Here is a 19130-nt window from a genome sequence, read left to right on the forward strand (position 1 = left end):
CATGCCCAAGATCCGTCTCGCCACCGTCTGGCTCGCCGGCTGCTCCGGCTGCCACATGTCCTTCCTCGATCTCGATGAGTTCCTCTTCGATCTGGCCGAGAAGGTGGATGTGGTGTTCTCGCCCGTTGCCAGCGACCTGAAGACCTACCCCGAGGGGGTGGATGTGGCCCTGGTGGAGGGTGCCGTGGCCAATGAGGAGAACCTGGAGCTGGCGCGGATCGTGCGCGAGCGCACCAGCACGGTGATCTCCTTCGGCGATTGCGCCATCAGTGCCAATGTGCCCGGCCTGCGCAATCTGCTCGCCAGTCCGGAGGACGTGCTGCGGCGCAGCTACCTCGAGCTGGCCGACGACACGGCCCGCCTGCCCCACTCCCCCGGCGTGGTTCCCGAGCTGCTCGAGCGGGTGCTGCCGCTGCATGCGGTGATCCCGGTGGATGTCTATCTGCCGGGCTGCCCGCCTCCCGCCGACCGCATCCGTGAGGCCATCGCTCCGCTGCTGGCGGGGCAGCGGCCCGCCATGGAGGGGGCCGACATGCTCCGCTTCGGCTGAGGCTGCGCCGCCCCCTCGTTCCAGCGCCCGTTCCGTTCTCCCGCGATCCCCATGGCCCGCACCGTTGTGATCGATCCGGTGACCCGCATCGAGGGTCACGCCAAGATCACCCTCCATCTCGGCGAGGACGGGCGCCTGGACGATGCCCGCTTCCACGTGGTGGAGTACCGCGGCTTCGAGAAGTTCTGCGAGGGGCGGCCCTTCACCGAGATGGCGGGCATCACGGCCCGCATCTGCGGCATCTGCCCGGTGAGCCATCTGCTGGCCGCCGCCAAGACCGGCGACAAGCTGCTGGCGGTGCAGCCGCCACCGGCGGCCCGCAAGCTGCGGCGGCTGCTCAACCTGGCCCAGCTCTGCCAGAGCCACGCCCTGTCGTTCTTTCATCTCAGCAGCCCCGATTTCCTGCTGGGCTGGGAGAGCGATCCGGCCCGCCGCAACGTGTTCGGCCTGATGGCGGCCGATCCCGATCTGGCCCGCGCCGGCATCCGCCTTCGTCAGTTCGGCCAGCAGATCCTCGAGCTGCTGGGAGGGCGCAAGATCCATTCGGCCTGGGCAGTGCCCGGTGGGGTGCGCTCGCATCTCAGCGCCGAGGCCCGGGCCTGGATTCTGGAGCGGCTGCCGGAGGCGAAGGCCACGATCACCACGGCGCTGGAGCTGTTCAAGGGCCTGCTCGACGGGCCGCTGCAGCACGAACAGCGCTGCTTCGGCGACTTCCCCTCCCTGTTCATGGGGCTGGTGGGGCCCGGCGGCCGCTGGGAGTGCATCGACGGCCTGATCCGCTTCGTGGACAGCGAGGGCCGGATCGTGGCCGATGGCCTCTCGGAGGACGACTACGCCGATTACCTCGGTGAGGCGGTGGAGGAGTGGAGCTATCTCAAGTTCCCCTACTACAAACCGATGGGCTACCCGGCGGGGATCTACCGGGTGGGGCCGCTGGCGCGGCTCAACGTGTGCGAGTCGATCGGCAGCCCATGGGCCGATGCCGAACTGAAGGAGTTCCGCCAGCGCAGCGGCACGGAGGCCAGCGGCGGCCGCATCGTCACGTCGTCGTTCGCCTTCCACCACGCCCGGCTGGTGGAGATCGTGGCCTGCCTGGAGGGCATCGAGCAGCTGGTGGCGGACGACAGCCTGATGACCGACCGCATCCGTGCCAGCGCCTCACTCAATGCCAACGAGGCGGTGGGCGTGAGCGAAGCACCGCGCGGCACCCTGTTTCACCACTACCGCGTCGACGACAACGGCCTGATCACTCGGGTGAATCTGATCATCGCCACCGGCCAGAACAACCTGGCGATGAACCGCACCGTGGCCCAGATCGCCCGCGAATTCATCAACGAGCCCGTGGCCGCCGATGCCGAGATCCCCGAGCCCCTGCTCAACCGGGTGGAAGCCGGCATCCGCTGCTTCGATCCCTGCCTGTCCTGCAGCACCCACGCCGCCGGCCAGATGCCGCTCCACATCGAGCTGCGCGATGCCGGCGGTGCGCTGCTGGCGGAGCGGATGCGGGAGTGAGGGTGGCAGGGGGGCTTGGTGGTTCGCACATCCGTCCAAGAGCAGCGCTTGTGTGAGGTGCTGGGCTGAGCCGCTGATAAAGCACAGCCTCTTTGATCAAGGGCCGCGACTCACTCGGGAGTCTTAGGGTGTCAGAGCATCGCCTCAGTCGGTAATCGACGGATCCGGCTAGTGCTTGTGCGATCTTCGTGAGGAATACTTGTGAGCGAAACAGGCGAGGCTTCAGTCGGAGGGCTTGTTGGTAACAAGCTCTACCAAAGGCGCGCTCGACAAGCGCTACCAATTCTCGTCAGGCAGGCCAAGGCCAGACAAACAATTCTCTACAGTCAGCTCGCGTCTGAGCTAAGGATCTCAAACCCCCGCACGCTGAACTGGCCGCTAGGTGCAATTGGGAATGAAATGCTGGCGCTTGCAAGCAAGTGGGGATGCAAAGTGCCGCCGATTCAAGCTTTAGTTGTAAGCAAAGCCTCTGGCTTGCCAGGAGATGGGATCTCATGGTTTGCGCCTGATGCAGCAAGGTTCAAGGCTGCAGCTAATTCAGTACGCAGGCAGATTGTGGATACGATGCTGTTCGAGGTTTACGAGTTCAATCGTTGGGATGAGGTGCTGAGGGCCTACGATTTAAGCCCGCTACCCCCATTAAGTGATGGCCTGCCAGGTGTCAGCGAAATATTCTCCACAACTGGACATGACGAGGGAGAAGGCGATGAGCACCGCCGCCTCAAGATTGCCGTTGCTGGTCACCCTGAGTGGCTCGGCCTCCCTCAATCGCTTGGCAAAGGCAAGATGGAGTTCTCTCTTTACTCTGCAGATCGAGTAGACATCGTGTTCTCGGATGATCGACACCAAATCGCAGTTGAAATCAAGCCTGAAGGCGCGTCACTAGCAGATTTGGTAAGAGGGGTCTTCCAGTGCGTGAAATATGAGGCGGTGTTGCGTGCCGAAGAAGCCATGAAGCAAGGGCGAAGAGAATGCTCATCAATTCTTGTGCTTGGAGGTTTGATTCCACCGCAGATTGTCTCTCTTAAGCTGGTACTTGGTGTGGATGTTAGAGATGAAATTGCCAAGTGCGGGATCTAGCATCGAGATTCGGCGAGCGGGGCTGACATGCGCGATGACTGCCGCCTTGAGCTGCTTCCCGCCGCTGAGCTTAAGTCTTGTCAGCTACTAAACCATGAGTGCATACCTCCTGACCTGGAAACCATCCGAATGGGCCGAAGAGAAACTTGATGAGTACATCAGTGAGTTTCGTTCCGGCCAGAACGAGCAGCGGTGGAGTTGCGGCGGCACGAAGAATATTCCTAATGGCTCCCGGTTCTTCCTGATGCGTCAGGGGTCTGGATTAACGGGCTTATTCGGTTCAGGGGAAGTTGTTCGCGAGCCGTTTGCCGATGACCATTACAACGAAGCTAAGCGGCTTGAGGGAAAGAAGGCCAACTACGTCATGGTGCGCTTTGATCGGTTATTCGATCCGACCTCTGGAATTAAGATCACTCCTGACGAGTTTAAGCGGTTTCATCCGTCTTTGTGGCGGTCTCAGGGATCAGGGAAATCCATACCACTTGATGTCGCGGTACAGATTGAACGACTATGGTCGGAGAGGTGCGGAGACTATTCCCTTCCATATGCAGATGAGCTGCTTGAGGGATTGACTTATTCAGAGGGAACCAAGAAGCAGGTCACAGTCAATGCCTATGAGCGAGATCCAAGAGCAAGGGACAGGTGCATCGGCAGATGGGGGCATAGTTGCAGTGTTTGTGGCTTCCATTTTCAGAGCTTTTATGGCGAACTAGGAAAGGGCTATATCCACGTGCATCATTTAAAGCCTTTGTTAGAGATTGGGGAGGAATACAAAGTTGATCCTATTATCGACCTTCGCCCGGTTTGTCCAAACTGCCATGCAATGCTTCATCGCGGGAAGTCAGTCCTGTCGATTAAAGAACTGAAATCCTTGATTATAAGTTGCGGTGGGGAAGGCCGCGACTAGCCAATCGCGCAGCAGGGTGTATTTGACCCTCTAGGCGGTTTAGTTGCCGGAAAGCCTTCGTCACCTTGACGACTGGTGAGCTCAGGCTTTAATCGTCCAACCAAGGCAGCTTCAGCCCCAAAGCCTCAATCGGATCCATCACCAGCTTGTTCAGTGCCCGGCCCAGAATCACCTGCGGTTCATCGGGGCGAATCGGGATCACGGCATGCTGAGCGGAGACCGTTGTGCCCGTGCCGCTGACGATCCCGCGCCGGATCAGGGAGTTGGCCGCTTCCAGGCCGCACACATAGGCGCGTTCCTGACACAGGCCTTTGGCGCCATGTTCCCGCTCGCCCATCCGCACCCAGTCACCGGCGCAGACGATCGTCTCTGCTGAGCTCTCCAGCGGCGGCCGCTTGTGGAAACTGCCGGGCGAGAAGAGCGACACCGAGCCTGGATAGCGGCGGACCTCGGAATCCAGCACCCTGGCAGCCCGGAAGTCTGGATGGGCCGTGGGCAGCAGGTTGTGCATCAGTCGATCGATGATGGCCTCATCGCTCAGCGTTGCAATTGTCGTTGTGTTGTAGAAGTCGCTGGCGATCACGGAACCCTGGGGTTCATCGCCGCCCCAGAGCTCTCGCTCCCATCCCTTCTGCAGCTGGTCGAGCATGAAGAAGGTGCCGCCTGCTCCCTCAAGCGATTCAAAGCGCGAGAACACATTGGCCGGGTGGGCGACCGGCACGTAGCGGTCCAGCCACAGGCGCGTGGACACGACATCGATCGAGCCGAGCGATGCGGCAGCGCTCAGCTCGGGCACCGCCGCGCTGCAGTCCGGTGATTCAGCCAGCAGCGACCGGAGGCCTTTGGCTCCCACGGCCAGCACCACGGCGTCCACATCATCCAGGCTCTCGACTTCGTTGGTGGTCGTGTTCTTCAGCTCAACCGAGGTGATGGCCTTCGTCGCCGGGGAAACGTTCAGCCGGGTCACCAGGGTTCCTCCCAGCACCCGGAGCTGATGCTGTGCGATCAGCCTCTGGCTCAGGGGTTGAAACAGGTGTTCCGCAATGCTCTTCGATCGGATCCAGCGGACATCGAACGAGTCCTGATGGGCCAGGGCGTAGTAGTAGAGGAGCTCCATCGTCACCGCGGCTGAGAGCTCTTCGGGTGGCTTGAACAGGCCCACCAGCAGGGTTGGCCTGAGGAAATCATTGATCAGTCGTTCACTGATGCCCAGCCTGGTGAAGAGCGACTGTGCCGTCAGCGCGTCGTAGTCCTCGAAGACCTCCTCGCTCCGGTACAGATCGAGCATCGCGTAGAGAAGCCCGGCGATGGTGAGGCGATCCTGAATCGGGAGGCGCTTGAAGTGTTCGATCGTGGCCACCATCTGGCCCAGGGGACTGGGCCACTGCGGTGAGGCCCCGAACACAGGAGCAGTGGCTTCCAGCCCATCGGGAGACCAGAACGCGCTGCTGGTGAAGTCCGTGAAGATGCCGTCCAGCCCCAGTTCGTCGGTGAGGGCATTGATGTTGGGATAGTCCTTCCAGAACCCTCTGGTTCCCGCCTCGAAGGGCTTGCCGCTTGCGGTTGTGACTGGCTGGCGGCCGGTCGGATCGGCCATCCCATCAACCAGGGTCACGCGAACCCCCGCCTCGCAGAGGGCCTTGGCGGCGCCCCAGCCCGCCCAGCCGGCTCCGATCACGACCACATGCGATGGGCTGCTGGAGGTCATGGAGTGCTCTGGCAATGATCGTTCTAGCTGGTGTCACGTTCGCCCTGATTCCACGGATGCGTTTCTGGTGGTCTGTCTGCACACACAGCTGGCCAGAGCGGATCGGGCGCTTTCCAGCGCCAGGCGAGCCGGTCGGAATCGGGTGGTGGGTTCCGCAACCGATTGAGGACGGACACCGTCCTTCCCCTGCCCCGTCCGGGGCGTCGCTGGCGGCGACACGTCTTGTGGCCACGCCATTACGATGGCTTTTCACGATCGATAGCTGCCGTTTCGATGTCCAGCACAGAGCAGACGGCCACGCTGCCTCCTTCGCCGGCGACGTCGGAACAGGCGCGCATCTCCAGTGTTGAGGAGTTTGCTCAGGCGGCCGATTACTCCCTGATGGAGTCTCTCAACGCCGATCCGGATGCGAGTGACGACGGCATCGATCATCATCCCCGCCAGGTGTTTTCTGGTCACTTCGTGCCGGTGAAGCCCACGCCGCTGCCGGCATCCACCTATGTAGCCCACAGCTCTTCCCTGTTCAGTGAACTCGGCCTGAGCAATGAGCTGGCGTTCGATGATCGCTTCCGCCGCATCTTCTCCGGTGACCTCAGCGCCGCGGTGGCGCCGATGCGCCCCGTGGGCTGGGCCACAGGCTATGCCCTGTCGATCTACGGCACGGAGTACACGCGCCAGTGTCCCTTCGGCACCGGCAATGGCTACGGCGATGGCCGGGCGATCTCGGTCTTTGAGGGGCTGTTCAACGGGCAGCGCTGGGAACTGCAACTCAAGGGTGGCGGCCCCACCCCTTACTGCCGCGGTGCCGATGGGCGCGCCGTGCTTCGCTCCAGCGTGCGGGAGTTCCTGGCTCAGGAGCACATGCATGCCCTGGGCGTGCCCACATCGCGGTCGCTGACGCTGTACGTGTCCGGCCTGGAGACGGTGATGCGGCCCTGGTACTCGGAGGATTCCCGGGCCTCCGACCCCGACATCCTTGTGGAAAACCCAGCGGCGATCTCCACCCGCGTCGCCCCATCGTTTCTGCGCGTCGGCCAGCTTGAGCTCTTCGCGCGTCGCAGTCGCGGCGGCTCGCAGCCGCAGGCCCTGAAGGAGCTGCGGATGATCGTTTCCCATCTGATCGACAGGGAATACCGCCGCGAGATCGATCCCGCGCTGACCTTCCCTGAGCAGGTGGTGGCCCTGGCCCGCTGCTTCCGCGATCGCCTGACGGCCCTGGTGGCCGACTGGCTCCGGGTGGGGTATTGCCAGGGCAACTTCAACAGCGACAACTGTGCCGCCGGTGGCTTCACGCTCGACTACGGCCCATTCGGCTTCTGCGAGCTCTTCGATCCCGGCTTCCAGCCCTGGGTCGGTGGGGGTGACCACTTCTCCTTCTTCAACCAGCCGGTGGCGGCGGAAGCCAACTACCACATGTTCTGGTCGGCCCTGAAGCCCCTGATCGACGATGCCTCGCCGCTGTGTGAGGAATTCGATCAGATCCGCCTCGGCTTTGACGATGCCATGCACGAGCGGGTTGATCGCATGTGGGCCGCCAAGCTGGGACTGCCCGAGGTGAACAGCAAGCTCGTGCATCGCCTGCTGCAGCTGATGGCCCACACCAAGGTGGATTTCACCATCTTCTTCCGCGAACTCTCCCGCATCCCGGAGTCGGTTTCGGCTCTGAAGGAGAGTTTTTACCTGCCGCCCTCTGAGCCGCTCAGCCAGGAGTGGCAGGAGTGGCTCAGCAGCTGGCGCCATCAGGTGCTGAAGAGTGCTTCCGCAGCCGATGTGTCCGCCGCGATGCTGCAGGTGAATCCCAAGTACACCTGGCGTGAGTGGTTGGTGGTGCCCGCCTACGAGCAGGCGATGGAGGGGGACTTCACCCTGGTCCGGGAGCTGCAGGAGGTGCTGAGTCGCCCCTACGACGAGCAATCCAAGGAGATCGAAGACACCTACTACCGACGCAGGCCGCGCCGCTTCTTCAATGCGGGCGGTGTGTCGCACTACAGCTGTTCCTCCTGAGCGGATTCAGCGTCTGAGCCAGCATCTGCTGCCCGCGGCCGACACGGCTGCTTCTGGGCTGATTCCTGCTCACTGCGCGAGGAGGGCGCTCCAAGTTTTCACTTCATCACGCTGATGTGCACACGCCCTGGCTGCTTCCCAGCCTGATCTCATGGCGACGCCACAGCGCTCTGGCCCGGCTGCTCTTGTGATCGGGATCGGCAATCCCCTGCGCGGCGACGACGGTGTGGGGGCGCTCCTCGCCGAGGAGGCGGGCGGGCGCAGCGTGCACCAGCTCACGCCGGAACTCGCTGCCGAGCTGGCGCCGCTGCAGCGGGTGCTGTTCATCGATGCCTGGTTGGCGCCGCCGGACCCGTCGGATGCCCATGCGCATGTGGAGGCCCCGGTCCCGGAGCCCCGGCTCGACCCGCTCCCGGCTGGCGCATGCGGTGGCGTCGATGGCGTCAGCCACCGGCTCGAGCCCCCCCAGCTGCTGGCGATCAGCGCGGCGCTCTACGGACGGGCTCCAGCCGCGGCCTGGCTGCGGGTTCCCGGCCATGCCTTCGCCCACGGCACGGAGTTCTCGGCCCGGTTGGAGTACTCCCTGCCGGTGGCGCGCGATCTGCTGCAGCGCTGGCTGCAGGAGGGCTGCGTGGTGGCCGGTAACGCGAGGGGCGGCCATGCATGAGCTGAGCCTGATGGAGGCGGTGCGCGACCAGGTGCTCGAGCAGGCCGAGCAGCATGGCGGCGGTTGCATCACGGCCATCGCGCTGCGGATCGGCAGCCTGGCGGGCGTGGAGGTGGATGCCCTCACGCTCGCCTTCAGCGTGGTGATGGCCGGCACAGCGGCCGCGGGGGCGCGTCTGGAGATCGAGACGGTGGCCGCCGAGTGTTTCTGCGGCAGTTGCCGGACGCCGTTTCCTGCTCAGGATGGAGTGTGTGAGTGCCCCCGCTGCGGGGCCATCAGCCGCCAGCTCCTGCGCGGCCGCGAACTGCAGCTGGCCTCCATCGAGCTGGACGATCCCGCTCCCCGCTGACTCCCCGCCGAGAGGACCGCTGCGATGTGCACCACCTGCAACTGCGGCGTGATCGCCGCGCCGGCCCCGTCACCCCAGCGCCTGGAGCTCGGCAGGGCCCTGCTGTCCCGCAACGACGCCCACGCCGCCGCCCTGCGCCTGCGCTTCGAGGCGGCCGGGCTGCCGGTGATCAACCTGCTCTCCTCTCCCGGTTCGGGCAAGACGGCCCTGCTGGAACGGCTGGGTCGCGACTGGACCGGCCCTGGCCGGCTCGGGGTGATCGTGGGCGATCTGGCCACCGACAACGACGCCCGCCGTCTGCGGGCCGCCGGCATCGACGCGGTGCAGATCACCACCGGCCAGGCTTGTCACCTGGAGGCGTCGATGCTGGAGCCGGCGCTGGAGCAGCTCGATCTGGGCAGCCTGGGGCTGCTGGTGATCGAGAACGTGGGCAACCTGGTCTGCCCGGCCGCCTACGACCTGGGCGAAAGCCTGCGGCTGGTGCTGCTGGCGGTGACCGAAGGGGAGGACAAGCCCCTGAAGTACCCGGCCATGTTCCACAGCGCCGATCTGGTGCTGATCAACAAGATCGATCTGGCGGAGGCGGTGGCGTTCGATCGCCCCCACGCCCGCCGCCACATCGCTCAGGTGGCGCCCACCGCCCGCATTCTCGAAGGATCGGCCCGAACCGGTGCGGGCATGGCCGAGCTGCGGGAGGCGATCACGGCCCGGGCCCTGGCCGTGCGCTGAGCGGAGCCCGTGCCCCGGCCCGCTCGCCTGCTGCTGCACTGCCGCGGCACCGTGCAGGGTGTGGGCTTCCGGCCGTTCGTGCATCGGCTGGCCAGCCAGCTCGCCCTGGCGGGGGAGGTGGAGAACGTCGCCGGCTCGGTGCGGGTGGATCTGCAGGGCGAGCGCCGGGCCCTGCAGCGCTTTCTGCATCGCCTCGGCCGTGAGCTGCCCGGCCCGGCCCGGCTGGAGCGGCTGCAGCCGCGCTGGCTGCCGCCCCGTGCCGACGGCCCCACCGGCGTGCACATCGGCGCGTCCGCGGCCCGGCCCCTGGGCGCCGGGCTGATCGCCCCGGCCCTGGTGCCCGATCTGGCGCCCTGTCCGGCCTGCCGCGCCGAGCTGGCCGATCCCGCCAGCCGCCGCCACCGCTATCCCTTCATCAGCTGCAGCTGCTGCGGGCCCCGCTACTCGATCGCCACCGCCGAGCCCTACGCCCGGGCCCACACCACCCTCGCCGCCTTTCCCCTCTGCGAGGACTGCCGGCGTGAATTCCACGATCCCGCCGATCGCCGCTTCCACGCCGAGACCATCGGCTGCCAGCGCTGCGGCCCGCGTCTGAGGCACCTGGACCGCAGTGGGCAGCCGCTGCCCGGTGATCCGATCGATGGGGCCGTCGCCCTGCTGCGGCGTGGCGGCATCGTGGCGCTGCAGGGGGTGGGCGGCTTCCAGCTGCTGGTGGATGCGGGATCGGAGGCCGCCGTGGCCCGGCTGCGCCGCCGCAAGCGCAGGCCCGCCAAACCCCTGGCCCTGCTGGTGGCCGATCCGGGAGCGATCGAGCCGCTCTGTTGCATCGGGCCCGAGGAGCGCCGGCTGCTGCACAGCCCCCAGGCTCCGATCGTGCTGCTGCGTCGCCGCGACCGGGCCGGCGACGCCTCCATCGCAGGCGGCGTGGCGCCGGGCTCGCCCTGCCTGGGCGTGATGCTGCCCGCCTCCGGCCTGCACCTGCTGCTGGCGGAGGCCTTCGCCGGGCCGCTGGTGGCCACCAGCGGCAACCGCTCGGGCGAGCAGCTGGCCATCGATCCGGCCGAAGCGCTGGAACGCCTGCAGCAGGTGGCCGATGGCTTTTTGGTGCACAACCGGCCCATCGCCCGGCCCCTGGACGACTCCCTGGTGCAGGTGATCGCCGGCCGGCCCAGCCTGCTGCGCCGTGCCCGCGGCCATGCCCCCCGGCCGCTGGAACTGGCCCTGCCGGAGCAGCGTCCGCTCATCGCCCTGGGCGGCGATCTCAAGCTGGCCCCGGCACTGGCTCTGGAGGGGAGGGTCTGGCCCGCGCCCCACATGGGTGATGCGGCTGATCCCCGCGCGCTGCAGCGCCTCGGTGCGGGGGTGCGGGCTGCCCTGGCCCAGCAGGCCGGCGCCGTGGATCTCGCCTGCGATGCCCACCCCGGCTACCTCAGCCATGCCCTGGCCCGCCAGCTGCAGCAGCAGGAGGCCGTGGCCCGTCTGCTGCCGGTGCCGCACCACCTGGCCCATGCCCTGGCGGTGGCCGCCGAGCACGGTCTGCCCCTGCCGCTGGCGGCCCTCTGCTGCGACGGTCTGGGCTTCGGGCCCGGGGCCGGTTCGCCGCTCTGGGGCGGTGAACTGCTGCACATCAGCCGCTCCGGCTGGCGGCGCCGCGGCCAGCTGCTGCCCTTCCCCCTGCCGGGTGGTGAACAGGCCCACCGGGAGCCGCCGCGGGTCGCGCTCGGGCTGCTCCAGGTGCTGGGTGCCGTTCCCTCGCCGGCGGCGGCGGGCCGGCTGCTGGCCCTGCCGGAGCCGGATGTGGCCCTGCTGCTCCGCTCGCTCGAGCGAGGGCTGAACGCGCCACTCACCAGCAGCCTCGGCCGCCTGTTCGATGGTGTGGCGGCCCTGCTGCAGCTGAGCCGTCGCAACAGCTTCGAGGGGGAGTCCGCCCTGGCGCTCCAGGCCGCCGCCGAGCGGCACCGGCCGGCTTCGCTGCGATCGGGAGCCAGCGGCTGCCCCGCGCTCGCGGCGATGCCCGTGCGGCGGGAGGGCGGCCGGGTCCTGCTCGACTGGCGTCCCTGGCTCGGGGCGCTGCTGGACCGCCTCGCGCCCCTGGCCGCAGCGGGGATGGCGCCCGATCAGCCCTCGCCCGCCCGCGATGCGCTGGCCTGGGCGTTTCACCGCGATCTGGCCCGCGGTCTGGCGGATCTGGTGGAGGCCGCCGGGCCCTGCGATGGGGCCGCGGCGGAGCCTGCGGCCGGGCGGCCCCGGCCGGTGCTGCTGGCCGGCGGTTGCTTTCAGAACCGGCTGCTGGTGGAGGAATGCCAGCAGGTCCTCACCGCCCGGAAGGCTGTTCCCCACTGGGCTGAGGCCCTCCCGGCCGGTGACGGCGGCCTGGCGCTCGGCCAGCTCTGGGCGCTGGCGGGCGATCTGGCTATGACCCCTGTAGAGCCCCGTTCAGGCCCCAGCGCGTCCCATGTGCCTGGCCACCCCCGGTCGCATCGTCTCGATCGAGATCTCGCCCCCGGAGGGGGTGGCGGCCGCAGAGGCTGATGCCGATCTCTGGCGCCGGGCCCAGGTGGATTTCGGCGGCGTGCGGCAGCCGGTGAGCCTGGCCTGCCTGCCCCAGGCCCGCATCGGTGATGCCGTGCTCGTGCACGTGGGCGTGGCTCTGAGCATCGTTGAGGAGGACCCGGCCCCATGACCTCCACAGTCCCAAGGCCTTCGGCGGACACCACCGCGCTCCAGCCGATCACCGTGGACGGCAACGAGGCCGTGGCGCGGGTGGCCTATCGCCTCAGCGAGGTGATCGCCATCTACCCGATCACCCCCGCCTCGCCGATGGGCGAATGGGCCGACAGCTGGGCCAGTGCCGGCCGGCCCAACCTCTGGGGCCAGTCGCCCGGGGTGGTGGAGCTGCAGAGCGAGGCCGGCGCCGCCGGCACCATCCACGGCGCCCTGCAGGCCGGGGCCCTCACCACCAGCTTCACCGCCTCCCAGGGGCTGCTGCTGATGGTGCCGAACCTCTACAAGATCGCCGGCGAGCTCACCCCTTCCGTGCTGCACGTGGCGGCCCGGTCGCTTGCGGCCCAGGGACTCTCGATCTTCGGGGACCACAGCGATGTGATGGCCACCCGCGGCACCGGCTGGGGCGTTCTGGTGTCCGCCTCGGTGCAGGAGGCCGCCGATCTGGCGGCCATCGCCACCAGCGTCAGCGTTCGCAGCCGGCTGCCCTTCCTGCACGTCTTCGACGGCTTCCGCACCTCCCATGAGATCCAGAAGGTGCAGCCGATCGATGACGCCACCCTGCGCGAGCTGATCCCGGAGGACGCGCTGCGGGAGCTGCATGAGCGGCGGCTGACGCCGGATCGCCCCGTGATCCGCGGCACCAGCCAGAACCCGGATGTGTACTTCCAGGCCCGCGAGTCGGTGAATCCCTTCTACCGGCGCGCACCGGAGCTGGTGGCCGGGGCGATGGCCCGGTTCGCCTCCCTCACCGGACGCCGCTACGCGCCCTACGAGTACGTGGGGTCGCCCGAGGCCGAGCGGGTGCTGGTGCTGATGGGCTCCGGCTGCGAGACCGCCCACGAGACCGTCGATGCCCTCACGGCCGCCGGTGAGGCGGTGGGTGTGCTCAAGGTGCGTCTGTTCCGGCCCTTCGATGGCTCGGCTCTGGTGGACGCCCTGCCCGCCTCGGTGCGGCAGCTGGCCGTGCTCGACCGCTGCAAGGACCCCGGCGCCCCGGCCGAACCCCTCTGCCTCGATCTGCTGGCGGCTCTGAGCGAGCACTGGAGCAGCGGCCATCCGGGCCGCCCGATGCCGCGGGTGATCGGCGGCCGCTACGGCCTCTCCTCCAAGGAGTTCACCCCCGCGATGGTGAAGGCGGTGTTCGACCACCTCGCCGCCGGCGGCCGGGGCGGGTTCACCGTCGGCATCGAGGACGATGTGAGCGGCACCTCGATCGCCGTCGACGACGGCTTCCGCATCGAGCCCGACGACGAGGTGCGGGCCGTGTTCTACGGCCTCGGCTCCGACGGCACGGTGGGCGCCAACAAGAGCAGCATCAAGATCATCGGCGAGAGCACCCCGCTCCATGCCCAGGGGTACTTCGTCTACGACTCGAAGAAATCGGGCTCGGTCACCGTCTCCCATCTTCGCTTCGGGCCCAGACCGATCCGCTCGGCCTACCTGATCCAGAACCCCACCCTGGTGGCCTGCCACCAGTGGGAGTTCCTTGAGCGCTTCGATGTGCTGGACGGCCTGGGCCGCGGCGGCACCCTGCTGCTCAACAGCCCCTACGGCATCGAGGAGAGCTGGCGGCGCATGCCGGCGGACCTGCGTGTGCGGATCCTGGAGCTGGGGCTCACGGTCTGGGTCATCGATGCCTCCCGGGTGGCGCGCGAGGCCGGCATGGGACGCCACATCAACACCGTGATGCAGGCCGGCTTCTTCGCCGTGAGCGGCGTGCTGCCGCGGGAGGAGGCGATCGAGCGCATCCGTGCCTCCATCCGCAAGGTCTATGGCCGCAAGGGTGAGGCCGTGGTGACCCGCAACCTGCAGGCCCTGGAGGCGGCCCTCGACCATCTGCTGCCGCTGGATCCCCTGGCCTGTGAGCGCGATCGGCTCGAGCGCGATGCGGCGGGTGCCGATGCCGACCCTGAGGACGCGGATCCGCCCCTGTCCGAGCGCCTGGCCGCTGCGCCCCCCTTCGTGCGCGATGTGATCGGCCCGATGCTGCAGCGCCGGGGCGACAACCTGCCGGTCAGCGCCCTCCCCTGCGACGGCACCTGGCCGGTGGGCACCTCCCGCTGGGAGAAGCGCAACATCGCCGAGGAGGTTCCCGTCTGGGATGAGGACCTGTGCGTGCAGTGCGGCAAGTGCCTGATGGTCTGCCCCCACGCCGTGATCCGCGCCAAGACCGTGGAGCCCGCTGCGCTGCAGGACGCCCCCGCCGGCTTCCGCCACGCCCCGGCCCGCCCGCCCGCCCCCCGCGAGCAGCGCTTCACGATCCAGGTGGCGGTGGAGGACTGCACCGGCTGCCACCTCTGCGTGGAGGTCTGCCCGGTGCGCGACCGGCAGGAGCCGCGGCGCAAGGCGCTGAACATGGAGGAGCAGCGTCCGTTGCGGGCCTCCGGCCGCGCCAGCTGGGACTTCTTCCTCGGCCTGCCGGAGCGCGACCGGCGCTCGCTCGATCTGCACCGCATCGGTCAGCAGCAGCAGCAGCAGCCCCTGTTCGAGTTCTCCGGAGCCTGTGCCGGCTGCGGCGAAACCCCCTACATCAAGCTCGCCACCCAGCTCTTCGGCGATCGGATGCTGGTGGCCAATGCAACCGGCTGTTCCTCGATCTACGGCGGCAACCTTCCCACCACTCCCTGGGCGGCCAATGCGGCCGGCCAGGGACCGGCCTGGAGCAACTCCCTGTTCGAGGACAACGCCGAGTTCGGCTTCGGCATGCGCGTGGCGCTGGATCAGCGCCGCAGCACGGCCCTCAACCTGCTCGAGGCCCTCGGCGAGGCGTTGCCGCTGCAGCTGAGGGAGGCCCTGGTGCGGGCGGATCAGTCGAGTGAGGCGGGCCTGGCCGAGCAGCGCCAGCGGGTCGAGGAGCTGCGCGATCGCCTGCGGGCGCTGATCGCCGCCGCCGGACCGGAGCAGCGGGAGTCGCGCCGGCAGGCGGAGCGGCTGCTCGACTGCTGCGATGGCCTGCTGCGCCGCAGCGTCTGGCTGATCGGCGGCGACGGCTGGGCCTACGACATCGGCTACGGCGGCCTCGATCACGTGCTGGCCTCCGGCCGTGACGTGAATGTGCTCGTGCTCGACACCGAGGTGTACTCCAACACCGGCGGGCAGATGTCCAAGGCCACGCCGCTGGGAGCGGTGGCCAAGTTCGCCGCCGGCGGCAAGGCCATGCCCAAGAAGGATCTGGGGCTGATGGCCATGACCTACGGCCACGTCTATGTGGCCAGCGTGGCGATGGGGGCCCGCGATGAGCACACCCTGCGCGCCTTCCTCGAGGCCGAGAGCTACCCGGGTCCCTCGCTGATCCTGGCCTACAGCCACTGCATCGCCCACGGCATCGACATGACCCAGGGCCTGGCGCACCAGAAATCGGCCGTGGATTCGGGCCGCTGGCTGCTCTACCGCTACGACCCGCGCCGGCTGGAGCGGGGCGAGAGCCCGCTGCAGATCGACAGCCGCTCCAACCCCCGCGGCCTGGCGGCCTCGATGGAGGGTGAGAACCGCTTCCGCATGCTGCGCTTCTCCCAGCCCGAGCGGGCCCGGGCGCTGGTGCAGCAGGCCGAGCGGAACCACGCCCGCCGCATGGCCCTCTACCGGGCCCTGGCCGACAGCGCCCAGCCGGGGGACAGCCGCCCCGCCGCCGACACCCGTCCCGCCCGGGAGGAGCAGCCATGACCACCACCACGCCCGGGCCCGCCGGCCCACAGCAGCACGATGCCTTCGGGCCGGACCTCTCGGTCGAGTACCTCGGCCTCCGGCTGGCCAATCCGCTGGTGGTGGGCGCGGCGGCACCCCTGAGCGAGAGCCCCGAGGCCCTGCCGGCCCTGGAGGCCGCCGGTGCCGGTGCGGTGGTGCTCCACTCCCTCTTCCAGGAGGAGATCGAGCGCGAGCAGATGATGCTGCACAGCCACTGGATGCAGGGGGCCGAGAGCTATGCCGAGGCCCTCAGCTACCTGCCGGAGGAGTCGGCCGTGCACGGCGGCGAGGACCTCTACCTGCGCGATGTGGAGGAGGCCCGGCGGCGGCTGAGCATCCCCGTGATCGCCAGCCTCAACGGCCTTCACCCCGGCAGCTGGGTCCACACGGCCCGGCGGATCGAGGCGGCCGGAGCCTCGGCGCTCGAGCTCAACGTCTACAGCGTGCCCACCGACCCAGGCCTTTCCTCCGAGGCGATTGAGCAGGAGCTGGTGTCGCTGGTGGCCGACGTGCGCCGGGACACCCGCCTGCCGCTCGCCGTGAAGCTGGGCCCCTACTACACCAATCTCAGTGCCCTGGCCCGGCGCCTGGCCGAGGCCGGCGCGGATGCCCTGGTGCTGTTCAACCGCTTCTACCAGCCGGACATCGACATCGAGACGCTGGAGATCCGCCCGAATCTGATTCTCAGCAACAGCCATGAGCTGCGGCTGCCGCTGCGCTGGATCGCCCTGCTCCATGGTCGTGTGCCAATGGACCTGGCCGCCAGCGGCGGCGTGCAGCGGGGCGCCGATGTGGTGCGGCTGCTGATGGCGGGGGCCAGCGTCACCCAGGTGGTGGGTGCCCTGCTCCGCCACGGCCCGGCCCGCCTCAGCCTGCTGCGCCGCGAGCTGAGCGACTGGCTGCACCAGCACGAGTACGCCTCCGCCCGCTCCCTGATCGGCTGCATGAGCCAGCGTCGCTGCCCCGAACCCAGTGCCTTCGAGCGGGCCCAGTACGTGCGCGCCCTGCACAGCCTGCACGCCGGCCCCCACGCATGACTCTCCTCACCGGATCCCCCGTGGCGGCCGATGCGCCGCCCACGCGCGTCAATGCCCTCGCCGCTGAGCTGGAGGACCTCGCCAGTCGTCCCTGGACCCTGATGGAGGTCTGCGGGGGCCAGACCCACGCCATCGTGCGCTGGGGGCTCGATCAGCTGCTGCCCTCTGGCATGCGGCTGATCCACGGGCCCGGCTGCCCGGTCTGCGTCACCCCGGCCGCCACGGTGGATGCCGCCCTGGCCCTGGCCCGGCGGCCGGAGGTGATCCTGGCCTCCTATGGCGACATGCTGCGGGTGCCGGGCAGCGATCCGGTCGGTGGTGCGGACCTGCTGGGGCTGCGGGCAACGGGCGGCGATGTGCGCCTGCTCACCTCGCCGCTGGAGGCGCTGAGCCTGGCCCGGCGCCATCCCGACCGGCTGGTGGTGTTCCTGGCCGTGGGCTTCGAGACCACGGCTCCGGCCACCGCCGTGGCCCTGCTGCAGGCCCGGCGGCAGGGGATCGAGAACCTGCGGGTGCTCGCCTCGCACGTGCGGGTGGTGCCGGCGATGGAGGCGGTGCTCTCGGAGCCGGACTGCGCCATCGACGGCTTCCTCGCCGCCGGCCACGTGGCGGCGGTGATGGGGCTCGGTGAGCTGCAGGCCCTGGCCGAGCGGCATCGGCTGCCGGTGGTGGTGACCGGCTTCCAGCCCGAGGAGCTGATGCAGGGGGTGGTCACCTGCGTGCGGCTGCTGGAGGAGGGTGGCTGCGGGGTCCGCAACGCCTATGGCGCCGTGGTGCGGCCCGACGGCAACCCGCAGGCGCGCTCCGCCATGGAGGCGGTGTTCGAGCCGGTGTCGGCGCCCTGGCGGGGGCTGGGGACCATCACCGGTGGTGCCCTGGCCCTGCGGGAGGACTACCGCCGCTTCGATGCGTTTCCGCTGCTGGATCCGCCGGGGCCGACAGCCGCCGCCCCGGAGGACAACCCCTGCATCAGCGGCCGCATCCTGCAGGGTCGTGCCCTGCCGAGCGACTGCCCGGCCTTCGGTGGCCGCTGTCGCCCCGAGCATCCCCTCGGTGCGCCGATGGTGTCGTCCGAGGGGGCCTGCGCGGCCTACCACCGCTACCGCGGTGCCGGGATCCCCGCCCGCTGCGGATGAGCGAGTGCATCCGCCTCGCCCATGGCGGCGGTGGACAGCTGATGCGGCAGCTGATCGCCGAGGAGTTCCGTCCCCTCCACGGCGGCGGGTCTCCCCTTCACGACGCGGCCACCATCGAACCGCCCGGGGGGCGGCTGGCCTTCACCACCGATGGCTACGTGGTGCAGCCGCTGGAGTTCCCCGGTGGCGACATCGGCCGGCTGGCGGTGACCGGCACGGCCAACGACCTGGCCATGGCCGGTGCCCGACCCCTGCACCTCAGCGTGGCGATGGTGCTGGAGGAAGGGCTGCCCCTGGCCCAGCTGCGGCGGATCGTGGCGTCGATGGCCGCAGCCGCCCGGGAGTGCGGCGTTGTGATCCGCACCGGCGACACCAAGGTGGTGGAGCGGGGCAAGGGCGATGGCCTGTTCATCACCACCAGCGGCGTGGGGCAGGTGGAGGCCTCGCGGCCGATCGGCCCGGGCTCGATCCGCCCGGGTGACCGGCTTGTGGTGAGCGGTGACCTGGGCCGCCATGGCCTGGCGATCCTGGCCATCCGCCACGGCCTGGAGCTTGAGCCACCGGTGGCCAGCGACTGCGCGCCCCTCTGGCCCGCCGTGGAACGGCTGCTGCAGGCCGGGGTGCATCCCCACCTCCTGCGGGATCTCACCAGGGGCGGCCTGGCGGCGGTGCTGCAGGAACTGGCGGAGGACAGCGGCTGCCCCTTCCGGATCGAGGAGGGTGCCCTGCCGCTCCATCCGGCCGTGGAGCGGGTCTGCGATCTGCTCGGCCTCGACCCCCTGCAGCTGGCCAACGAAGGTCGCTTTCTGCTGGTGGTGGCCCCGGACCAGCTGGAGGCGGCCATGGCCGTGCTCGGACCCGAGGGCGGGGTGTGCATCGGTGAGGTGGGCCGGCCCGCTGAGGCCGGCCCGGTGCCGGATGTGGTGCTGCGCACGCCCTACGGCACCCAGCGCTGCCTGCCACCGGTGAGCGGCGAACTGCTGCCCCGCATCTGCTGAGCCCAGCTGGGAGACTGGTCCGGCGGTTCGGAATCGGGCAGG

Annotated in this window: 15 protein-coding genes; 14 read left to right on the forward strand and 1 reads right to left on the reverse strand. The window is 68.7% G+C overall.

Annotated features, from left to right (window positions below; translation table 11 throughout):
- Window position 1 precedes the first annotated feature (1 nt).
- The 4 genes from EVJ50_RS13250 to EVJ50_RS13265 all read left to right on the forward strand — a co-directional run bounded on the left by EVJ50_RS13250 (window position 2) and on the right by EVJ50_RS13265 (window position 4049).
- Window positions 2–550 (forward strand): oxidoreductase, encoded by a 549-nt coding sequence (locus EVJ50_RS13250; RefSeq protein WP_150884506.1) that lies wholly within the window; start codon window positions 2–4, stop codon window positions 548–550.
- A gap of 51 nt (window positions 551–601) precedes the next feature.
- On the forward strand, window positions 602–2062 hold the full coding sequence (locus EVJ50_RS13255; RefSeq protein WP_150884507.1) for a Ni/Fe hydrogenase subunit alpha: 1461 nt from the start codon (window positions 602–604) through the stop codon (window positions 2060–2062).
- Window positions 2063–2263: 201 nt separating this feature from the next.
- Complete coding sequence (locus EVJ50_RS13260) at window positions 2264–3142, forward strand: hypothetical protein (protein ID WP_150884508.1); 879 nt, start codon at window positions 2264–2266, stop codon at window positions 3140–3142.
- Window positions 3143–3236: 94 nt separating this feature from the next.
- Window positions 3237–4049 (forward strand): HNH endonuclease, encoded by an 813-nt coding sequence (locus EVJ50_RS13265; RefSeq protein ID WP_150884509.1) that lies wholly within the window; start codon window positions 3237–3239, stop codon window positions 4047–4049.
- 88 nt (window positions 4050–4137) lie between these two features.
- Here the strand turns inward: EVJ50_RS13265 and EVJ50_RS13270 are convergent, their stop codons facing one another.
- Complete coding sequence (locus tag EVJ50_RS13270) at window positions 4138–5757, reverse strand: FAD-dependent oxidoreductase (protein ID WP_150884510.1); 1620 nt, start codon at window positions 5755–5757, stop codon at window positions 4138–4140.
- A gap of 273 nt (window positions 5758–6030) precedes the next feature.
- Between EVJ50_RS13270 and EVJ50_RS13275 the strand changes: the two genes are divergently transcribed.
- The 10 genes from EVJ50_RS13275 to hypE all read left to right on the forward strand — a co-directional run bounded on the left by EVJ50_RS13275 (window position 6031) and on the right by hypE (window position 19088).
- The gene (locus tag EVJ50_RS13275) at window positions 6031–7761 is read left to right on the forward strand and encodes a YdiU family protein (RefSeq protein WP_370455516.1); all 1731 of its coding nucleotides are present in this window, start codon (window positions 6031–6033) and stop codon (window positions 7759–7761) included.
- A gap of 151 nt (window positions 7762–7912) precedes the next feature.
- A complete protein-coding gene (locus tag EVJ50_RS13280) occupies window positions 7913–8428 on the forward strand; it encodes a hydrogenase maturation protease (RefSeq protein WP_150884511.1) in 516 nt (171 codons plus the stop codon).
- Window positions 8421–8777, forward strand: coding sequence for a hydrogenase maturation nickel metallochaperone HypA (hypA, locus tag EVJ50_RS13285; RefSeq protein ID WP_150884512.1), 357 nt, complete (start codon window positions 8421–8423; stop codon window positions 8775–8777). The genes EVJ50_RS13280 and hypA overlap by 8 nt, the downstream gene beginning before the upstream one ends.
- Window positions 8778–8801: 24 nt before the next feature.
- Window positions 8802–9506 carry a hydrogenase nickel incorporation protein HypB gene (gene hypB / locus EVJ50_RS13290; protein ID WP_150884513.1) on the forward strand — a complete coding sequence of 235 codons (705 nt, stop codon included), beginning with the start codon at window positions 8802–8804 and terminating at the stop codon, window positions 9504–9506.
- A 9-nt stretch (window positions 9507–9515) separates the two neighbouring features.
- Entirely contained in the window at window positions 9516–12038 is a 2523-nt protein-coding gene (gene hypF / locus EVJ50_RS13295; protein ID WP_225322956.1) for a carbamoyltransferase HypF, read from the forward strand.
- Entirely contained in the window at window positions 12019–12189 is a 171-nt protein-coding gene (locus EVJ50_RS13300) for a HypC/HybG/HupF family hydrogenase formation chaperone (protein WP_255452566.1), read from the forward strand. The genes hypF and EVJ50_RS13300 overlap by 20 nt, the downstream gene beginning before the upstream one ends.
- Window positions 12186–15896 carry a pyruvate:ferredoxin (flavodoxin) oxidoreductase gene (gene nifJ / locus EVJ50_RS13305; protein WP_150884515.1) on the forward strand — a complete coding sequence of 1237 codons (3711 nt, stop codon included), beginning with the start codon at window positions 12186–12188 and terminating at the stop codon, window positions 15894–15896. The genes EVJ50_RS13300 and nifJ overlap by 4 nt, the downstream gene beginning before the upstream one ends.
- Window positions 15893–16954 (forward strand): dihydroorotate dehydrogenase-like protein, encoded by a 1062-nt coding sequence (locus EVJ50_RS13310; RefSeq protein WP_150884516.1) that lies wholly within the window; start codon window positions 15893–15895, stop codon window positions 16952–16954. Before nifJ ends, EVJ50_RS13310 begins: the two co-directional genes overlap by 4 nt.
- Window positions 16951–18090, forward strand: a complete 1140-nt coding sequence (gene hypD / locus EVJ50_RS13315; protein ID WP_150884517.1) for a hydrogenase formation protein HypD — start codon at window positions 16951–16953, stop codon at window positions 18088–18090. The genes EVJ50_RS13310 and hypD overlap by 4 nt, the downstream gene beginning before the upstream one ends.
- Window positions 18087–19088 carry a hydrogenase expression/formation protein HypE gene (gene hypE / locus EVJ50_RS13320; protein ID WP_150884518.1) on the forward strand — a complete coding sequence of 334 codons (1002 nt, stop codon included), beginning with the start codon at window positions 18087–18089 and terminating at the stop codon, window positions 19086–19088. The genes hypD and hypE overlap by 4 nt, the downstream gene beginning before the upstream one ends.
- Window positions 19089–19130: the final 42 nt, after the last annotated feature.

Source organism: Synechococcus sp. RSCCF101, assembly GCF_008807075.1.
Taxonomy (GTDB): Bacteria; Cyanobacteriota; Cyanobacteriia; order PCC-6307; family Cyanobiaceae; genus RSCCF101.

Excerpts from the sequence above, each read along its gene's own strand:
- EVJ50_RS13250 (WP_150884506.1), top strand. The coding sequence starts at position 2 with ATGCCCAAGATCCGTCTCGCCACCGTCTGGCTCGCCGGCTGCTCCGGC.
- EVJ50_RS13255 (WP_150884507.1), top strand. The coding sequence starts at position 602 with ATGGCCCGCACCGTTGTGATCGATCCGGTGACCCGCATCGAGGGTCAC.
- EVJ50_RS13265 (WP_150884509.1), top strand. The coding sequence starts at position 3,237 with ATGAGTGCATACCTCCTGACCTGGAAACCATCCGAATGGGCCGAAGAG.
- EVJ50_RS13270 (WP_150884510.1), bottom strand. The coding sequence starts at position 5,757 with ATGACCTCCAGCAGCCCATCGCATGTGGTCGTGATCGGAGCCGGCTGG.
- EVJ50_RS13275 (WP_370455516.1), top strand. The coding sequence starts at position 6,031 with ATGTCCAGCACAGAGCAGACGGCCACGCTGCCTCCTTCGCCGGCGACG.
- EVJ50_RS13280 (WP_150884511.1), top strand. The coding sequence starts at position 7,913 with ATGGCGACGCCACAGCGCTCTGGCCCGGCTGCTCTTGTGATCGGGATC.
- hypA (WP_150884512.1), top strand. The coding sequence starts at position 8,421 with ATGCATGAGCTGAGCCTGATGGAGGCGGTGCGCGACCAGGTGCTCGAG.
- hypB (WP_150884513.1), top strand. The coding sequence starts at position 8,802 with ATGTGCACCACCTGCAACTGCGGCGTGATCGCCGCGCCGGCCCCGTCA.
- nifJ (WP_150884515.1), top strand. The coding sequence starts at position 12,186 with ATGACCTCCACAGTCCCAAGGCCTTCGGCGGACACCACCGCGCTCCAG.
- EVJ50_RS13310 (WP_150884516.1), top strand. The coding sequence starts at position 15,893 with ATGACCACCACCACGCCCGGGCCCGCCGGCCCACAGCAGCACGATGCC.
- hypD (WP_150884517.1), top strand. The coding sequence starts at position 16,951 with ATGACTCTCCTCACCGGATCCCCCGTGGCGGCCGATGCGCCGCCCACG.
- hypE (WP_150884518.1), top strand. The coding sequence starts at position 18,087 with ATGAGCGAGTGCATCCGCCTCGCCCATGGCGGCGGTGGACAGCTGATG.